This is a genomic window from Salmonella sp. SJTUF15581 (assembly GCF_043356775.1).
GTDB classification, from domain to species: domain Bacteria; phylum Pseudomonadota; class Gammaproteobacteria; order Enterobacterales; family Enterobacteriaceae; genus Salmonella; species Salmonella enterica.
Window position 1 is genome coordinate 677,234 of the sequence record NZ_JBEUJY010000001.1, and the last position, 17,135, is coordinate 694,368.

At 53.2% G+C, this 17,135-nt stretch carries 16 protein-coding genes; 12 read left to right on the forward strand and 4 right to left on the reverse strand.

The window, feature by feature from the left end; translation table 11 throughout:
• Nucleotides 1-463: 463 nt before the first annotated feature.
• The 7 genes from stfA to stfH all read left to right on the forward strand — a co-directional run bounded on the left by stfA (nt 464) and on the right by stfH (nt 6,913).
• Nucleotides 464-1,024, forward strand: coding sequence for a fimbrial major subunit StfA (stfA, locus tag ABVN36_RS03185; RefSeq protein WP_001090554.1), 561 nt, complete (start codon nt 464-466; stop codon nt 1,022-1,024).
• A gap of 85 nt (nt 1,025-1,109) precedes the next feature.
• A complete protein-coding gene (locus tag ABVN36_RS03190) occupies nt 1,110-3,767 on the forward strand; it encodes a fimbrial biogenesis outer membrane usher protein (RefSeq protein WP_023138971.1) in 2,658 nt (885 codons plus the stop codon).
• A 17-nt stretch (nt 3,768-3,784) separates the two neighbouring features.
• Nucleotides 3,785-4,537 carry a fimbrial chaperone StfD gene (stfD, locus tag ABVN36_RS03195; protein WP_023138970.1) on the forward strand — a complete coding sequence of 251 codons (753 nt, stop codon included), beginning with the start codon at nt 3,785-3,787 and terminating at the stop codon, nt 4,535-4,537.
• 18 nt (nt 4,538-4,555) lie between these two features.
• Nucleotides 4,556-5,068, forward strand: a complete 513-nt coding sequence (locus tag ABVN36_RS03200) for a fimbrial protein (RefSeq protein ID WP_001250313.1) — start codon at nt 4,556-4,558, stop codon at nt 5,066-5,068.
• Entirely contained in the window at nt 5,065-5,541 is a 477-nt protein-coding gene (gene stfF / locus ABVN36_RS03205) for a fimbrial minor subunit StfF (RefSeq protein ID WP_000737993.1), read from the forward strand. The genes ABVN36_RS03200 and stfF overlap by 4 nt, the downstream gene beginning before the upstream one ends.
• Nucleotides 5,541-6,071, forward strand: a complete 531-nt coding sequence (locus ABVN36_RS03210; protein WP_001129319.1) for a fimbrial protein — start codon at nt 5,541-5,543, stop codon at nt 6,069-6,071. Before stfF ends, ABVN36_RS03210 begins: the two co-directional genes overlap by 1 nt.
• Nucleotides 6,071-6,913 carry a fimbrial adhesin StfH gene (gene stfH, locus ABVN36_RS03215; RefSeq protein ID WP_001747688.1) on the forward strand — a complete coding sequence of 281 codons (843 nt, stop codon included), beginning with the start codon at nt 6,071-6,073 and terminating at the stop codon, nt 6,911-6,913. The genes ABVN36_RS03210 and stfH overlap by 1 nt, the downstream gene beginning before the upstream one ends.
• A gap of 97 nt (nt 6,914-7,010) precedes the next feature.
• Here the strand turns inward: stfH and hemL are convergent, their stop codons facing one another.
• The gene (hemL, locus tag ABVN36_RS03220) at nt 7,011-8,291 is read right to left on the reverse strand and encodes a glutamate-1-semialdehyde 2,1-aminomutase (RefSeq protein ID WP_023138969.1); all 1,281 of its coding nucleotides are present in this window, start codon (nt 8,289-8,291) and stop codon (nt 7,011-7,013) included.
• Between the two features lie 169 nt (nt 8,292-8,460).
• Between hemL and clcA the strand changes: the two genes are divergently transcribed.
• Both clcA and erpA read left to right on the forward strand, forming a co-directional pair.
• Nucleotides 8,461-9,882: a H(+)/Cl(-) exchange transporter ClcA gene (gene clcA / locus ABVN36_RS03225; protein WP_023138968.1), complete on the forward strand. Its 1,422-nt coding sequence runs from the start codon at nt 8,461-8,463 to the stop codon at nt 9,880-9,882.
• A gap of 81 nt (nt 9,883-9,963) precedes the next feature.
• On the forward strand, nt 9,964-10,308 hold the full coding sequence (gene erpA / locus ABVN36_RS03230) for an iron-sulfur cluster insertion protein ErpA (RefSeq protein WP_001278668.1): 345 nt from the start codon (nt 9,964-9,966) through the stop codon (nt 10,306-10,308).
• A gap of 100 nt (nt 10,309-10,408) precedes the next feature.
• On the opposite strand, the gene ABVN36_RS03235 is transcribed toward erpA, so the two are convergent.
• From ABVN36_RS03235 to mtnN, 3 genes are read right to left on the reverse strand one after another with little or no spacing between them, the layout of a single operon-like run.
• The gene (locus ABVN36_RS03235; protein WP_000964234.1) at nt 10,409-11,032 is read right to left on the reverse strand and encodes a TRIC cation channel family protein; all 624 of its coding nucleotides are present in this window, start codon (nt 11,030-11,032) and stop codon (nt 10,409-10,411) included.
• Nucleotides 11,033-11,068: 36 nt separating this feature from the next.
• Nucleotides 11,069-11,869 carry a vitamin B12 ABC transporter substrate-binding protein BtuF gene (gene btuF, locus ABVN36_RS03240; protein WP_000240674.1) on the reverse strand — a complete coding sequence of 267 codons (801 nt, stop codon included), beginning with the start codon at nt 11,867-11,869 and terminating at the stop codon, nt 11,069-11,071.
• Nucleotides 11,862-12,560, reverse strand: a complete 699-nt coding sequence (gene mtnN, locus ABVN36_RS03245; RefSeq protein WP_000689822.1) for a 5'-methylthioadenosine/S-adenosylhomocysteine nucleosidase — start codon at nt 12,558-12,560, stop codon at nt 11,862-11,864. Before mtnN ends, btuF begins: the two co-directional genes overlap by 8 nt.
• Before the next feature lie 84 nt (nt 12,561-12,644).
• Here mtnN and dgt point away from each other — a divergent pair, with 84 nt between their 5' ends.
• The 3 genes from dgt to cdaR all read left to right on the forward strand — a co-directional run bounded on the left by dgt (nt 12,645) and on the right by cdaR (nt 17,029).
• Nucleotides 12,645-14,162, forward strand: a complete 1,518-nt coding sequence (gene dgt / locus ABVN36_RS03250; RefSeq protein WP_000146455.1) for a dGTPase — start codon at nt 12,645-12,647, stop codon at nt 14,160-14,162.
• Between the two features lie 129 nt (nt 14,163-14,291).
• Nucleotides 14,292-15,719 (forward strand): serine endoprotease DegP, encoded by a 1,428-nt coding sequence (gene degP, locus ABVN36_RS03255; RefSeq protein ID WP_000753961.1) that lies wholly within the window; start codon nt 14,292-14,294, stop codon nt 15,717-15,719.
• A gap of 152 nt (nt 15,720-15,871) precedes the next feature.
• Nucleotides 15,872-17,029, forward strand: coding sequence for a DNA-binding transcriptional regulator CdaR (cdaR, locus tag ABVN36_RS03260; RefSeq protein WP_000929420.1), 1,158 nt, complete (start codon nt 15,872-15,874; stop codon nt 17,027-17,029).
• The last annotated feature ends 106 nt before the right edge of the window (nt 17,030-17,135 follow it).

The following is a 17,135-nucleotide window of genomic DNA, read 5'->3' on the forward strand; positions in this document are numbered from 1 at the left end:
TATTAAAATAAATTAATTGCCACGAGTAAACAAAAAAAATGTAACTTAGCATTTTTTGATTTTTTTAATGGAATTTATACCAAAAATAAATCTTATGCATCATTGCTATACACTCAGTACTGTAATTCTGATCTTTTTTTATTCATTTTGACATGTTTACTGTTTTTTGGGCTCTCCCGTCTTGCTTGTTTTGTTTGTTTTTTGAACGGTAAAAAATATTTATTATTTAATGCTGATGATCCTTTAAATAAAAAACACTTGTCTTTGGGTTTTTAATGGAAAATACTTTGCCGCGCCTAAGGGATGTTATTTATTAACGTGTTGTTTGCTTCTTTTGAATGTTGCATCGGGAATTTCATAACTCGTCATATAATATATATCTACCCATATAAACATGGGGTATTGAGTATAGCTCCGTGTGAATAGCGTAAAAATACTCACCAACTTTTAATAAGGATGAAAAATGAATACAGCAGTAAAAGCTGCGGTTGCTGCCGCACTGGTTATGGGTGTTTCCAGCTTTGCCAATGCTGCGGGCAGTAATACTGGTACGGTGACTTTTACAGGTACTATTGAAGATTCACCGTGTTCAATCGTGGTTGGCGACGAACACCAGACCGTTAACCTGGGCCATATCGGTACCGGTTCTCTGATGGGCGGTAAAGAATCTTCAAAAGTCGATTTCCATATCGGTCTGGAAAACTGCGCATTCACCACTGAGAAAGAAGCGTCTACCGTTTTCTCTGCCATCGGTAACGAATCCAGCGCTAATCCGGGCAGCGTTGCGCTGATGCGCATCGGCGGCGGCGAAATGGCGGGTTCCAGCATTGTCATCGGCAACCACCTGGGTTCCGCGATCAAATTGGGCGACGCTTACAGCGAAAACCTGACGATGAACGGCAGCGTTGCGGCGGCGAAACAGACTCTTAACTTCAAAGCCTGGGTGAAAGGCGATTCCGCTGCCACCACTATCGATACCGGCGAATTCAGCAGCACCGTAAACTTCACGATCAGCTATCTGTAAGTGAAATATCATCCTGCGGCAGTCTGCCGCAGGATAATGCTCAAAGTAAAAAAATAGATTATATATTTCAGGGATAGATTGTCTGATGGCTCACTATAAAAAATTTCGTCTGAGCACGCTTGCGGCCGTGGTGGGTATTGTTCTGGCTGTCGGTCCGAAAAATAGCTACGCGGAAGCGCCCATTCAATTTAATACCCGATTTCTTGATGTTAAAGATGATGCCAGCCTGGATCTCTCCCGTTTTTCCCGTAAAGGCTACATTATGCCGGGGAGCTATCATCTCCAGGTGCTGGTCAATCAGAGTCAAATTGCCCAGGACAATATTATTACGTATTCCGTTGATAATAACGATCCTGATAACACCTATCCCTGTTTATCGCCTGAACTGGTATCGCTGCTGGGGTTAAAACCTGAAATAGCAGATAAAATGATCTGGATAAATGCCGGTCAGTGTCTGCAACCAGAACAACTGGAAGGGATGGAAACCCAAACGGATTTAAGCCAGTCAACGCTGACGGTGATTATTCCGCAGGCCTATCTGGAATACAGCGATGAAGAGTGGGATCCACCTTCCCGCTGGGATGAAGGGATTCCCGGCGTGTTATTTGACTACAACGTTAACAGCCAGTGGCGACATGCTGAACATGATGACGGCGATGAATATGACATCAGCGGCAACGGCACGGTGGGTGCCAACCTCGGCGCGTGGCGTTTGCGCGCGGACTGGCAGGCTAACTATCGTCACGAAAATGACAGCGAAGATAAAGACAACTTTGGCTCCAGTTCCGAACAGAACTGGGACTGGAACCGCTATTACGCCTGGCGGGCGATCCCGCAGCTCCGGGCACAGCTAACGCTGGGCGAAGGATCGCTGGAATCCGATATTTTCGACGGCTTTAACTATGTTGGCGGCAGCCTTATTACCGACGATCAGATGTTACCGCCTAATCTGCGCGGCTACGCCCCGGATATATCAGGCGTGGCGCGCACCAACGCCAAAGTCACCGTGACCCAGCGCGGGCGGGTGATTTATGAGTCGCAGGTCCCGGCAGGGCCGTTTCGCATTCAGGATATTAATGAAACGGTATCCGGCGATCTACACGTCAAAATTGAAGAACAAAGCGGTCAGGTGCAGGAATATGACGTCAGCACCGCCTCCATTCCGTTTCTGACCCGTCCCGGCCAGGTGCGCTACAAGTTGGCCGCCGGGCGACCGCAGGACTGGGATCACAATATGGAAGGCGGCTTTTTCACCTCAGCCGAAGCCTCCTGGGGGATCGCTAACGGCTGGTCGCTGTACGGCGGCGCCATCGGTGAGCAGGATTATCAGGCGCTGGCGTTAGGACTGGGGCGCGATCTGGCGCTGCTGGGCGCGTTTTCCGTCGATGTTACCCATTCCCGTGCGACGCTGCCAGAGGGGAGCGCCTACGGCTACGGCACCATTCAGGGTAACTCGTTCCGTGCCAGCTACGCTAAAGATTTTGATGATATAGACAGCCGTCTGACGTTTGCTGGTTATCGCTTTTCCGAAGAAAACTACATGACGATGGACGAGTTTATCGATACGCATAATGACGATAACGATCGTCAGCGCACCGGCCACGATAAAGAGATGTATACCCTGACGTACAGCCAGAACTTTTCGGCAATAAACGTCAACGCTTATATCAACTACACCCATCGCACCTACTGGAATCAACCCAACCAGGACAGCTATAACCTGACGCTGTCGCACTATTTCGATGTCGGCGAGGTGCGCGGGATCAGTCTGTCGGTGAACGGTTTTCGCAACGAATATGACAATGAGCGTGATGACGGCGTGTACGTCTCGCTGAGTATTCCGTGGGGCAACAACCGCACGCTGAGCTACAACGGCTCCTTTAGCGATGACAACAACAGCAATCAGGTCGGCTATTACGAGCGCATTGACGATCGCAATAACTACCAGATCAACGCTGGCCGCGCGGATAACGGCGCGACTCTCGACGGCTATTACCGTCATCAAGCGAGCTATGCCGACATTGACGTCAGTGCGAACTATCAGGAAGGCGACTATACCTCCGGCGGGCTGAACATCCAGGGCGGCGCGACGCTGACTGCTAAAGGCGGGGCGCTGCACCGTACCAGCGTCAACGGCGGCTCGCGGCTGATGGTGGATGTCGGCGATGAAGCGAACGTACCCATCTCCGGCTACAGCACACCGGTATATACCAACGCGTTTGGTAAAGCCGTCATTGTCGACGTCAACGACTACTACCGCAACCAGGTGAAAATCGACATTACCCAGTTGCCGGAAGACGCGGAAGCAACCCTCTCCATCGCTCAGGCGACCCTGACGGAAGGGGCGATCGGTTATCGCCGCCTGGAGGTGCTCAGCGGTAAAAAAGCCATGGCCAGTATCCGCTTGCGCGATGGCGGCACGCCGCCCTTCGGCGCGGAGGTTTACAACAGTCGCCAGCAACAGTTAGGGATCGTAGGTGAAGACGGCAGCGTTTATCTGATCGGCATTAACCCCGGCGAGCGGTTGCAGGTGACATGGGAAGGTAAAACGCAGTGTGAAGCGGCGTTGCCCGACCCGCTGCCGGGCGATCTGTTTAGCGGCCTGCTGCTGCCGTGCATCGGCGACGCTTCATCACCTGAGGCAACGCAGCCCGCAGAGAAACCATTACTCCAGCTTCATACGCAGCGGCTGACGTCTTCAACGCAACCCGAAGCGCTCTCTTCTCGTTATCCAACACATTGATTCAGGAAATCGCATTCATGATGCCATTAAAACATTATAACCTGGCCGCTGTTTTGCTGCTTTTGCTGGGCGGCTACGATAGCGCCCAGGCCGCCATCGCGCCCGATCGCACCCGCCTGGTGTTTCGCGGCGAAGATAAATCGATAAGCGTCGATCTGAAAAACGCCAACAGCAAACTGCCCTATCTGGCGCAGTCCTGGGTGGAAGATGAGAAGGGCGTCAAAATTACCTCACCTTTAATCGTCGTCCCACCGGTCCAGCGCATTGAGCCGTCGGCAATCGGACAGGTCAAAATTCAGGGGATGCCGGCGCTGGCGTCGCTCCCCCAGGATCGGGAAACCCTTTTTTATTACAACGTGCGCGAAATTCCGCCGCAAAGCGACAAGCCCAACACACTGCAAATCGCCCTGCAAACGCGCATCAAAGTTTTTTACCGTCCGCAGGCGCTATCGAAAATCGATATGCAGCATCCATGGCAATACAAGATCACCCTTCAGCGTCAGGGCAATGGCTATCAGGTGAGCAATCCGACCGGTTACTACGTGGTGTTAAGCAACGCCAGCAACCGCATGGACGGCACACCGGCCAGAGGCTTTAGCCCATTAGTGATTGCACCAAAAAGCAACGTGACGCTGGGAGGGGACGCCAGTGAATTAGGTCACTCGCCTGTGCTGACTTACGTCAACGATTATGGCGCGCGGTTACCGCTGATTTTTAACTGTACTGACAACAGTTGTGCGGTAGATGAAGCAAAAAGCAGAAAGTCGTAACCGACAAGGAGACGCAAGATGAGGCAATGGCGGTTACGGCTGGGCACGGTAACGTGTGCGGCCATGCTGAGTGCGGTCAGTATGCCGCTGGCAGCAGGAAGTAAGACGGTCAACATGACGCTGACGATAGTCGTTAATGCCGCGCCGCCCTGTACTGTGACCGGCGGTGAGGTGGAATTTGGCAATGTGTTGACGACGAAAGTGGACGGAGTGAATTACCGGCAGGCGGTGGGCTATCGCCTGAGCTGTAACGGCAGAGTGAGCGATTACCTGAAGTTACAGATTCAGGGGAATGCGGTGACTATCAATGGCGAGTCGGTATTGCAAACCGATGTCGATGGATTGGGTATCCGACTGCAAACCGCCACGGATGGCGCGCTGATTTCACCCGGCAATACGCAATGGTTGTCATTTCAATACAGCGGCGGCAGCGGTCCGGCCATTGAGGCAATTCCCGTCAAAAATAATGGCGTAACGTTAACAGGTGGCGCGTTTAACGCAGGCGCCACGTTGGTGGTGGATTACCAATGAAAAAAATGGCTTTGATAGTGTTAATAAGCAGCAGTTTTGCCGCGCAGTCGGCTGAGAACCTTAAGTTTCACGGCACATTAATTTCACCGCCGAATTGTACGATTAACAATGATCAGACGATCGACGTTGAGTTCGGTAACCTGCTGATTAATAAAATAGATGGTACGCGTTATGCGCAGAATGTTCCGTATGAGATCACCTGTGATTCAACGGTACGCGATGAGACGATGGCGATGACCCTGACGCTAAGCGGTTCCGTGAGTGATTTTAATCCGGCGGCGGTAAACACCAGCGTGGCGGGGCTGGGGATTGAACTCAGGCAGAACGACCAACCCTTTACGTTGGGGTCCACCATTACGGTGAATGAACAGTCGATACCTGTTCTGAAAGCCATACCGGTTAAAAAGAGCGGTGCTTCGCTGAAAGAAGGCGGCTTCGATGCGACGGCAACATTACAGGTGGATTATCAGTAATGGCTAAAAGACAGGCGTTATTACACGGCGCGGCCTGCATCCTCTGTGGGGCGCTGATATTGCCGGTCTCAGCGGCAGATAATCTGCATTTTTCCGGTAGCCTGGTGGCCAGTCCTTGCACGCTCACGATGCAGGGGACGGGGATTGCCGAAGTCGATTTTTCGTCGCTTGACAGTTCTGATTTCACTCCCGACGGCCAGTCTGCTCGTAAGCCTCTGGTGTTTGAGCTCACGGATTGCGATTCGGCGCTGAGTAACGGGGTGCAGGTGACTTTCACTGGAACCGAAGCGACCGGAATGCGCGGTATCCTGGCCATCGATAGCCATTCAGGCGCTTCCGGGATCGGGATTGGTATTGAAACGCTATCCGGCGTTCCCGTGGGCATGAACGATGAAGAGGGGGCGATATTCACGCTGGTGACGGGGAATAACGCGCTAAGCCTGAATGCCTGGGTACAACGTCTTCCTGGCGAAGATCTGGTTCCGGGAACGTTCTTCGCAAGCGCACTAGTTACATTTGAGTATTTATGATGAAAATAATACGGACTTTATTTTTGCTGCTGATTGCCGTTTATGGCAGTTCGGTAGTGGCTAAACCCATGCTGAAAGCGACGTTTTCAAGTACCACGCTCTATTACGGCATAGGTCCGAGTACCTTCGATCGCTCGATTCTGCTGAATGTGATGGTGGATACGCATGACGGAGTATACTATGGCACCTGGCAGCTAGGAGGGGTTTTTAAAAATCGTCCGGTACCCTTACAATCCTGGTCGGGGCCAGAGCCCGCGCCGACGGTTGTGTTACGCGATTTCGATAACAGCGTTGCGCGCTCCAGTTGCCAGAATATGCCAGCGAGTTGGCACGATTGTGGCTCTTTTACCGTGGATATTACGGTACAAAGCGATGACTATGGTTGCCCCTGGCTGGCAACGAGTCGTGTCACTGCTGCTGATGGTATCTCTGGCGAAACGTACTCCCCGCCGGATACGCGCAGCTCAGTTTGCCCGAAAGTTCCCGTTGATACTTTTGATATCTCCTGGGATGCGAACGTTTCGAAACAGAAAACAACCCTCATGCTTGATGCCACCGGTGGCACGGTGAATCGCACGTTACATACCTATTTGATGGAGGGGGGAAAACTTTGCGATGGCAGCAAATTTGACGACCGTGGCGCTTATTGCCGTTTTGTCTCATCGGGTATTACGCTCAATGTGCTGGGCTGCGACCAGTCGAGCGTCACGACCAGCGCCGTTGATCATCCGATAACCGATGTTGAGCTTCATGACATTAATGTAGCGGTGAACACCCGCAACATTGGCTCTGGGCAGTTCACGTCGACCTGTAGCTTTCAGTATATTATTGATGAGCTTTAGGTTGTCTGGTGCGGTTCAGGCTAACCTGCGATGAACCAAAAAAAGCCGGGTGGCGGCTTCGCCTTACCCGGCCTATGTTGTTTCTGGACGTTCTCTTTTACAATTTCGCAAACACCCGACGCGCGGCGTCAATAGTATTATTAATGTCGTCCATGCTGTGTGCGACCGACATAAAGCCCGCCTCAAACGCCGATGGCGCCAGATATACGCCTTCCTCCAGCATCAGGTGGAAGAAACGCTTAAAGCGTTCAACGTCGCACGCCATCACGTCCTGATAGCAGGTTACGCTCTCAGCGTCGGTGAAGAAAATCCCGAACATGCCGCCGACATGGTTAACCACCAGCGGAATATTCGCTTCTTCGGCAGCTTCCAGCAAACCTTCCGCCAGGCGGGTGGTGAGCTCATCCAGCGTTTCATGAATGCCGGGCTGGGCGACTTCATTCAGGCAGGCGAAACCGGCCGCCATCGCAATCGGGTTGCCGGAAAGGGTGCCCGCCTGGTAAACCGGGCCCGTCGGCGCCAGCGCATCCATTACATCGCGACGACCGCCAAACGCGCCTACCGGCATCCCGCCGCCGATGATTTTACCCAGACAAGTCAGGTCCGGCACGACGCCGTAGTAATCCTGGGCTCCGGCCAGCGCAACGCGAAAACCGGTCATCACTTCGTCGATAATCAGCAGCGCGCCGAACTCATCGCACAAGGCGCGCAGACTTGGCAGAAATTCCGGCAGCGGCGGGACGCAGTTCATATTGCCCGCCACGGGTTCGACGATGATACAGGCAATTTCCTGCGGATATTGTTCAAACGCCGCGCGTACTGACGCCAGATCGTTATAAGTGCAGGTCAGCGTATGTTTCGCGAAATCTGCCGGCACGCCCGGCGAGTTCGGCTGACCAAGCGTCAGCGCGCCAGAACCGGCTTTGACCAGCAGGCAGTCGGCATGGCCATGGTAGCAGCCTTCGAATTTGATAATCTTATCGCGGCCAGTAAAACCACGCGCCAGGCGAATAGCGCTCATGGTCGCTTCGGTGCCGGAGTTCACCATGCGCACCATGTCCATGGTCGGCACCAGGTTGGTGACCAGTTCCGCCATTTTCACTTCCATTTCGGTTGGCGCGCCGAAGCTTAAACCGCGCTCCGCAGCTTCGATCACCGCATTGCGGATAGCCGGATGGTTATGCCCCAGTACCATTGGCCCCCAGGAACCGACATAGTCGATATACGCTTTGCCATCGACATCATAAAGATACGCGCCGTCCGCTTTTTCGATAAACAGCGGGGTGCCGCCCACGCCAGTGAAGGCGCGAACAGGGGAGTTCACGCCGCCGGGGATCAGCTCGCGGGCCGCGCTATAGAGATTTTCAGACTTACTCATGGAAAGATTCCTGGTTCGTAGAAAAAGTGAATACCCGCTATTCTAAGTTATTCAGAGAAGGTTATGAAAGTTTTACGCATTTGAAACAATACGATTTGCAGGGGATTTTCGCGGCGTTGGCGAGTAGAATGCCGACTTTAGATTTGTATTACCAATTAATGATCTTCTGATGAAAACAGACACTTCCACCTTTTTAGCTCAGCAAATTGTGCGTTTACGGCGCAGAGATCAGATTCGCCGGTTAATGCAGCGGGATAAAACGCCGCTGGCCATCCTGTTCATGGCGGCCGTTGTCGGCACGCTTACCGGACTGGTTGGCGTCGCCTTTGAAAAGGCGGTTTCCTGGGTACAAAACATGCGCATTGGCGCGCTGGTTCAGGTCGCGGACCATGCGTTTTTGCTTTGGCCGCTGGCCTTTATCCTTTCGGCGTTACTGGCGATGGTCGGCTACTTTTTGGTGCGAAAATTTGCGCCGGAAGCCGGCGGCTCGGGTATCCCGGAAATTGAAGGCGCGCTGGAGGAGTTACGTCCGGTGCGCTGGTGGCGCGTGTTGCCAGTGAAATTTATCGGTGGGATGGGAACGTTGGGCGCAGGAATGGTATTAGGGCGCGAAGGGCCAACGGTACAAATCGGGGGCAACCTGGGGCGCATGGTGCTGGATGTTTTTCGTATGCGCAGCGCCGAAGCGCGGCATACGTTGCTGGCGACCGGCGCGGCGGCGGGGCTCTCTGCGGCGTTTAACGCGCCGCTGGCGGGTATCCTGTTTATTATTGAAGAGATGCGCCCGCAGTTTCGCTACAACCTGATTTCGATTAAAGCGGTGTTTACCGGCGTCATCATGTCGAGCATTGTGTTCCGCATATTTAACGGCGAAGCGCCGATTATTGAAGTCGGCAAACTGTCTGATGCGCCGGTTAACACGCTGTGGTTATACCTTATCCTCGGTATTATTTTTGGCTGCGTCGGGCCGGTATTTAATTCGCTGGTGCTGCGTACCCAGGATATGTTTCAGCGCTTTCATGGCGGCGAAATTAAAATATGGGTGCTTATGGGCGGCGCGATCGGCGGCCTGTGCGGTATTCTGGGGTTGATTGAGCCGGAAGCGGCAGGCGGCGGATTTAACCTTATTCCTATCGCCGCAGCAGGTAATTTTAGCGTCGGGCTACTGCTGTTCATCTTTATTGCCCGGGTGGTCACGACGCTGCTTTGCTTTTCTTCCGGCGCGCCGGGGGGCATTTTCGCCCCGATGCTGGCGCTGGGAACGCTGCTTGGTACGGCCTTCGGTATGGCGGCGGCAGTGCTTTTCCCGCAGTATCACCTGGAGGCCGGTACCTTTGCGATTGCCGGGATGGGGGCGCTGATGGCGGCGTCGGTGCGCGCCCCGCTGACGGGGATTGTGCTGGTGCTGGAGATGACCGATAACTACCAGCTCATTTTGCCAATGATTATCACCTGTCTTGGCGCGACACTATTAGCCCAGTTTTTGGGCGGGAAACCGTTATACTCAACCATCCTGGCGCGCACTCTGGCGAAGCAGGATGCGGAACAGGCGGCGAAAAACCAGAATGCGCCTGCGGGCGAGAATACTTGAACGAATTACCAGGGTATTAGATAATGACTGCCAATATTGGGTGAAAATTTATCCAATTACCGATGTCGTTTGGAGCAAAATATGAGTGATGACGTAGCGCTGCCGCTGCAGTTTACCGACGCAGCAGCGAATAAAGTAAAAAGCCTTATCGCTGACGAAGATAACCCGAATCTGAAACTGCGCGTGTATATCACCGGCGGTGGTTGCAGCGGCTTCCAGTATGGTTTTACCTTTGACGATCAGGTGAACGAAGGGGATATGACCATCGAAAAACAGGGCGTTGGCCTGGTGGTTGACCCGATGAGTTTGCAGTATCTGGTGGGTGGTTCGGTAGATTATACCGAAGGCCTGGAAGGTTCCCGCTTCATTGTAACCAACCCGAATGCGAAAAGTACCTGCGGGTGTGGCTCTTCCTTCAGCATTTGATTGCTGTTCGTTGTGCCGGATGGCGACGCGAGCGTCTTATCCGGCCTACAACATCTTTCCTGTAGGCCCGATAAGCGTAGCGCCATCGGGCAAAACAATATCAACGTCCGTTTTCATCCAGGGCAAACGTCGGCAATTTCAAATGCCAGCGAATGGCCGCCAGCCGAATGAACAGCGTGACCACCATACCCATCATGCTGGCGCTTTCCAGCGGTACTGAAAACGTATAAAACGCGGTAGCGTGAACAATCCCGCCGATAATACAGGCCGTGGCATAGATTTCGGTGCGTAGGATCATGGGGATCTCGCGTGCCAGAACATCGCGAATAATCCCGCCGCCGACGCCGGTAATCACGCCCATACAGACAGCCACTAATGGCCCCGTTTCAGCGAGGAAGGCTTTATTCACCCCAATGCCGACAAACACCGCCAGCCCGACCGCATCCAGTACCGGCAACATCCATTTCGGTAGACGTCTTGGCTGGCGAACCAGCAGGATGGTCAGCATACTGGTGACCATGGCGACGACCAAATCGGTAGGATCTTTAACCCAGAATACCGGGCCGTTATCCAGCGCCATATCGCGGATTGTCCCGCCGCCGACGGCAGTAACGACGCCGAGCACCAGGACGCCGAACGGGTCCATACGTAATTTCCCGGCCAGCAACACGCCAGAGATAGCAAATACAGCCGTGCCTACAATATCCAGCCAATAGACGAGCATTGTCGAATCCCCACTGGGAGCCTGGTAAGACAGGCTCTAATTCACCTGTGAAAGCGCATTACAGAGTTGTTTTGCGGCGAGGATAATACGCGGGCTTGCGCGTTCAAACCAGTCGCTGTTAAGCGGAATAACCGGAATTTTTAACAGGTTTCCCCAGTATTGTTCAATTTTGAGAATTTCGCCCGCTTTTCCGGCCACGATAATGGCCTGGGGATGCCTTGCCAGCACCTGCTCACGGCTGACTTGCGGCCACGGCACGCGGCTGTCAGCAAAGACGTTTTCTCCGCCGCAGGTCGTCAAAACCTGATGTTGAATAGACCCTTTACCACTGGTAAACAGAGGATTCATGCCAAACTGAAGAAAGACGCGCTTTTTAGCTTTACCGGCATACTCGGCGTTGAGCGCGGCGTACTCGTTTAGCAATGTCTGCGCTGCCTGCTGAGCCTTTTCCGGCTGCGGGCTCCAGGCGGCCAGTTGACGGAGCGTGTCGGCGATCTGTTCGATGCTTACCGCGTCCACCCACATGACCTTAATACCTAATGACGTCAGTTGGTTTACCTGGCGTTCCGCATTACCGCCGCGCCAGGCGACGACCAGATCCGGCTTCAGCGCCACAATGCGTTCCAGATTCATTCCCTGCCAGGTAGAGACCTGTTCTATTTTTTGCGCTTCGGGCGGGTAGTCGGAATAGCTGCTGACGCCAACGGGCGTAATCCCGGCGGCAAAAGCGAGCTCCGTATTGGCGGGAGAGAGGGTAATGACGCGCGGCGCAGCGTAAAGCCACACCGGGAGCGTAAGCAGCAGGGCGACCAGCGCCCTGAACATTTGCTTAACCATGCGCCAGTTTCTGTACCAGCGTTTCGACCATCAGAGTCGACTGTTTCGCCGCCACCGCGAGGAATTCGTCAAAGCTGAGGTGCGATTGCTGATCGGCTACGTCAGAAATAGCGCGTACCACCACGAACGGCACGTTGAAGTTATAGCAGACGTGGGCGATAGCGGTGGCTTCCATCTCTACGGCGACCGCGTCGGGGAAGTTATGCCGAATTTTCGCCAGCCCGACGGAACCGTTAATAAACGCGTCGCCGCTAACAATAAGGCCGCGTACCGCGTTCAGATTCAACTCCCTGATGCAGGATTCCGCGGCGGCGATCAGTTTGTCATCGGCCTTAAATCCGGCCGGACAGCCCGGTAATTGCCCGTATTCATAGCCGAAAGCGGTCACATCAGCGTCGTGGTAACGCGCTTCGTCAGAGACGACGATATCGCCGACCTTCAGCGTGGACGCCAGACCGCCTGCGGAACCGGTATTGATGATCACGTCCGGCTTGCAGTGCTCCAGAAGCAACGTTGCGCCCAGCGCTGCCGCGACTTTACCGATACCGGATTTCAGCAACGCCACTTCGGTGCCGTTCAACTGGCCAGTGTAAATTTCGCAGCCGCCCAGCGTAATCGTCTGACGGTTGTCAATTTTGTCACGCAGCAGCGTAACTTCTTCTTCCATTGCGCCAATGATGCCGATTTTCATAGATTTACTCGCGATAAGTCAGTTTTGGGGGCATAGTTTATCATGCGCTTATGGGGAAGCGCATTTCTCAGGCGGGGAGAGGATATGGCATCGATCGATTTCCGAAATAAAATTAACTGGCATCGTCGTTATCGTTCACCGCAGGGTGTAAAGACGGAGCATGAGATCCTGCGGATTTTTGAAAGCGATCGCGGGCGGATTATCAACTCTCCGGCTATACGCCGTTTGCAGCAAAAAACGCAGGTTTTCCCGCTGGAGCGCAATGCCGCGGTGCGTACTCGCCTGACGCATTCGATGGAGGTGCAGCAGGTAGGGCGTTATATCGCGAAAGAGATTTTAAGCCGCCTGAAAGAGCAAAACCGACTGGAGGAGTACGGTCTGGATACGCTGACCGGTCCCTTTGAAAGTATTGTGGAAATGGCCTGCCTGATGCACGACATCGGTAATCCGCCGTTCGGTCATTTTGGCGAGGCGGCGATCAATGACTGGTTTCGTCAGCGGCTGCATCCGGAAGATGCGGAAAGTCAGCCGCTCACGCATGATCGTTGTGTGGTTTCCTCGCTACGGTTACAGGAAGGCGAAGAAAATCTGAACGATATTCGCCGCAAGGTACGTCAGGATATCTGCCATTTTGAAGGCAATGCACAGGGAATTCGTCTGGTGCATACGCTCATGCGGATGAATCTTACCTGGGCGCAGGTTGGCGGAATTTTAAAATATACCCGTCCGGCATGGTGGCGAGGGCCGGTGCCGGATTCCCATCGCTATTTAATGAAGAAACCGGGCTATTATCTTTCTGAAGAGAAGTATATTGCGAGGTTACGTAAAGAACTTCAGTTAGCGCCTTACAGTCGCTTTCCATTAACGTGGATTATGGAAGCCGCAGATGATATTTCTTATTGTGTCGCCGATCTTGAAGACGCGGTAGAGAAAAGAATCTTTAGCGTTGAGCAGCTTTATCACCATTTATATCACGCGTGGGGCCACCATGAGAAGGATTCGCTGTTTGAGCTGGTGGTAGGAAATGCGTGGGAAAAATCACGCGCCAATACATTAAGCCGCAGTACCGAAGATCAGTTTTTTATGTATTTACGGGTAAATACATTAAATAAACTGGTGCCCTATGCCGCTCAGCGTTTTATTGATAATTTGCCGCAGATTTTTGCCGGTACCTTCAATCAGGCGTTACTGGAAGATGCCAGCGGTTTTAGCCGCCTGCTTGAACTCTATAAGAATGTGGCGGTTGAACATGTGTTTAGCCATCCGGATGTAGAACAGCTTGAACTACAGGGATACCGGGTGATCAGCGGATTATTAGATATCTATCAGCCGCTATTAAGCCTGTCGCTTAACGACTTTCGCGAGCTGGTGGAAAAAGAACGGTTGAAACGCTTCCCCATAGAATCGCGCTTATTTCAGAAACTTTCTACGCGCCATCGTTTGGCCTACGTGGAAGTCGTCAGTAAATTACCCACGGATTCGGCGGAGTACCCGGTACTGGAATATTATTATCGCTGTCGGTTGATTCAGGATTATATCAGCGGGATGACTGACCTTTACGCATGGGATGAATATCGGCGTTTGATGGCGGTCGAACAGTAAATGGACTTTTGTAAAGATGGACAATAAATTTTTACTTTTTCCAGAAACTTTATTCCGGAACTTCGCGTTATAAAATGAATCTGACGTACACAGCAATTTTGCGTTACCTGTTAATCGAGATTGAAACACATGAAAAAAACCACATTAGCAATGAGTGCACTGGCTCTGAGTTTAGGTTTGGCATTGTCGCCTCTGTCTGCCACGGCGGCTGAAACGTCCTCTTCAGCAATGACTGCCCAGCAGATGCCAAGCCTGGCACCGATGCTCGAAAAAGTGATGCCATCGGTGGTCAGTATTAATGTAGAAGGTAGCACCACGGTGAATACGCCGCGTATGCCGCGTAATTTCCAGCAGTTCTTTGGCGATGACTCCCCGTTCTGCCAGGACGGTTCTCCGTTCCAGAATTCTCCGTTCTGCCAGGGCGGCGGTAGCGGCGGCAACGGCGGTCAACAACAGAAATTCATGGCGCTGGGCTCCGGCGTAATTATTGACGCCGCGAAGGGCTACGTCGTCACCAACAACCACGTGGTTGATAACGCCAGCGTGATTAAAGTACAGCTTAGCGATGGGCGTAAATTCGATGCTAAAGTGGTAGGCAAAGATCCGCGTTCTGATATCGCGCTGATTCAAATTCAGAATCCGAAGAACCTGACGGCGATTAAGCTGGCGGACTCCGACGCGCTGCGCGTGGGGGATTATACCGTCGCTATTGGTAACCCGTTTGGTCTGGGCGAAACGGTGACGTCAGGTATCGTTTCGGCGCTGGGGCGTAGCGGCCTGAACGTAGAAAATTACGAGAACTTTATTCAGACCGACGCCGCGATTAACCGTGGTAACTCCGGCGGCGCGCTGGTGAACCTGAACGGTGAGCTGATCGGTATTAACACCGCGATTCTGGCGCCGGACGGCGGCAACATCGGTATTGGCTTCGCTATCCCCAGTAACATGGTGAAAAACCTGACGTCGCAGATGGTGGAATACGGCCAGGTGAAACGCGGCGAACTGGGGATCATGGGGACTGAGCTGAATTCCGAATTGGCGAAAGCGATGAAAGTCGACGCCCAGCGTGGCGCGTTCGTCAGCCAGGTGATGCCGAATTCGTCCGCGGCGAAAGCGGGTATCAAAGCCGGGGATGTCATTACCTCGCTGAACGGTAAACCGATCAGCAGCTTTGCGGCGCTGCGCGCTCAGGTCGGCACTATGCCGGTCGGCAGCAAAATCAGCCTCGGTCTGCTGCGTGAAGGTAAAGCGATTACGGTTAATCTGGAATTGCAGCAGAGCAGCCAGAGTCAGGTTGATTCCAGCACCATCTTCAGCGGGATTGAAGGCGCTGAAATGAGCAATAAAGGCCAGGATAAAGGCGTTGTGGTGAGCAGCGTGAAAGCGAATTCACCCGCCGCGCAAATTGGCCTCAAAAAAGGCGATGTCATTATCGGCGCTAACCAGCAGCCGGTGAAAAATATCGCCGAGCTGCGTAAGATTCTCGACAGCAAACCGTCGGTTCTGGCGCTGAATATTCAGCGTGGTGATAGTTCTATTTATTTGCTGATGCAGTAATCACCTTTGTCCCCCTTCCGCCATGGAAGGGGGCAACACTTTTCTGTGAAACCCCCCACAACTCCATACTTATTTGCACCGTTTTGTGCATTTGCACAATGTCGAGACCTGTCATCTTCCTTATGCTTGTGCTCTGCTCACAGGAGGGATTTATGGCTGGCTGGCATCTTGATACCAAAATGGCGCAGGATATCGTGGCGCGCACTATGCGCATCATCGATACCAATATCAACGTAATGGATGCCCGCGGGCGCATTATCGGCAGCGGCGATCGGGAACGTATTGGTGAATTGCACGAAGGCGCGCTGTTAGTGCTGTCGCAGGGCCGGGTTGTGGATATCGACGACGCCGTGGCGCGACACCTGCACGGGGTGCGTCAGGGGATTAATCTTCCCTTACGCCTTGAGGGCGAAATTGTCGGCGTGATCGGCCTCACCGGCGAACCAGAGCATCTGCGTAAATATGGCGAACTGGTGTGTATGACTGCCGAGATGATGCTGGAACAGTCGCGGTTAATGCACCTTTTGGCGCAGGATAGCCGTTTGCGCGAAGAGCTGGTGATGAACCTGATTCAGGCCGAAGAAAATACGCCGGCGCTGGTGGAATGGGCGCAGCGTTTGGGGATCGATTTGAACCAGCCGCGTGTGGCGGCGGTGGTGGAAGTCGACAGCGGCCAGCTTGGCGTCGATAGCGCAATGGCGGAACTTCAGCAGTTGCAGAATGCGCTTACCACGCCGGAGCGTAACAACCTGATAGCCATTGTTTCTCTCACCGAGATGGTGGTGCTCAAACCCGCCTTAAACTCGTTTGGTCGCTGGGATGCTGAAGATCATCGTAAGCGCGTAGAGCAGCTTATCTCGCGAATGAAAGAGAATGGTCAGCTACGTTTTCGCGTAGCGCTGGGCAATTACTTTACCGGGCCGGGCAGTATTGCACGCTCATACCGCACGGCGCGCACCACGATGATGGTCGGCAAACAGCGGATGCCAGAAAGCCGCAGCTATTTTTATCAGGATTTGATGCTGCCGGTTCTGTTAGATAGCCTGCGTGGCGGCTGGCAGGCCAATGAGCTGGCGCGCCCGCTGGTAAAACTCAAAGCGATGGATAACAACGGGTTATTACGTCGGACGCTGACGGCGTGGTTTCGCCATAATGTCCAGCCGCTGGCGACCTCTAAGGCGCTGTTTATTCATCGTAACACGCTGGAATATCGGCTAAATCGTATTTCGGAACTGACCGGGCTGGATTTGGGAAATTTTGACGATCGGCTGTTGCTGTATGTGGCGCTACAATTGGATGAACAGCGTTAAGCCCGGCGGCGCTTCGCTTATCAGAGCAGGGAAATTGGGCGAAGTGGTAGGCCGGATTAGGCAAAGCCGCCATCCGACAACGTAATCTCACAGCGCCCGAAGACGC

Bases quoted from the DNA above. Each gene is read 5' to 3' on its own strand.
- degP (WP_000753961.1), top strand. From the start codon at position 14,292: ATGAAAAAAACCACATTAGCAATGAGTGCACTGGCTCTGAGTTTAGGT.
- stfF (WP_000737993.1), top strand. From the start codon at position 5,065: ATGAAAAAAATGGCTTTGATAGTGTTAATAAGCAGCAGTTTTGCCGCG.
- ABVN36_RS03210 (WP_001129319.1), top strand. From the start codon at position 5,541: ATGGCTAAAAGACAGGCGTTATTACACGGCGCGGCCTGCATCCTCTGT.
- ABVN36_RS03190 (WP_023138971.1), top strand. From the start codon at position 1,110: ATGGCTCACTATAAAAAATTTCGTCTGAGCACGCTTGCGGCCGTGGTG.
- stfA (WP_001090554.1), top strand. From the start codon at position 464: ATGAATACAGCAGTAAAAGCTGCGGTTGCTGCCGCACTGGTTATGGGT.
- mtnN (WP_000689822.1), bottom strand. From the start codon at position 12,560: ATGAAAATCGGCATCATTGGCGCAATGGAAGAAGAAGTTACGCTGCTG.
- hemL (WP_023138969.1), bottom strand. From the start codon at position 8,291: ATGAGTAAGTCTGAAAATCTCTATAGCGCGGCCCGCGAGCTGATCCCC.
- clcA (WP_023138968.1), top strand. From the start codon at position 8,461: ATGAAAACAGACACTTCCACCTTTTTAGCTCAGCAAATTGTGCGTTTA.
- btuF (WP_000240674.1), bottom strand. From the start codon at position 11,869: ATGGTTAAGCAAATGTTCAGGGCGCTGGTCGCCCTGCTGCTTACGCTC.
- stfD (WP_023138970.1), top strand. From the start codon at position 3,785: ATGATGCCATTAAAACATTATAACCTGGCCGCTGTTTTGCTGCTTTTG.
- erpA (WP_001278668.1), top strand. From the start codon at position 9,964: ATGAGTGATGACGTAGCGCTGCCGCTGCAGTTTACCGACGCAGCAGCG.
- ABVN36_RS03235 (WP_000964234.1), bottom strand. From the start codon at position 11,032: ATGCTCGTCTATTGGCTGGATATTGTAGGCACGGCTGTATTTGCTATC.
- stfH (WP_001747688.1), top strand. From the start codon at position 6,071: ATGAAAATAATACGGACTTTATTTTTGCTGCTGATTGCCGTTTATGGC.
- dgt (WP_000146455.1), top strand. From the start codon at position 12,645: ATGGCATCGATCGATTTCCGAAATAAAATTAACTGGCATCGTCGTTAT.
- cdaR (WP_000929420.1), top strand. From the start codon at position 15,872: ATGGCTGGCTGGCATCTTGATACCAAAATGGCGCAGGATATCGTGGCG.
- ABVN36_RS03200 (WP_001250313.1), top strand. From the start codon at position 4,556: ATGAGGCAATGGCGGTTACGGCTGGGCACGGTAACGTGTGCGGCCATG.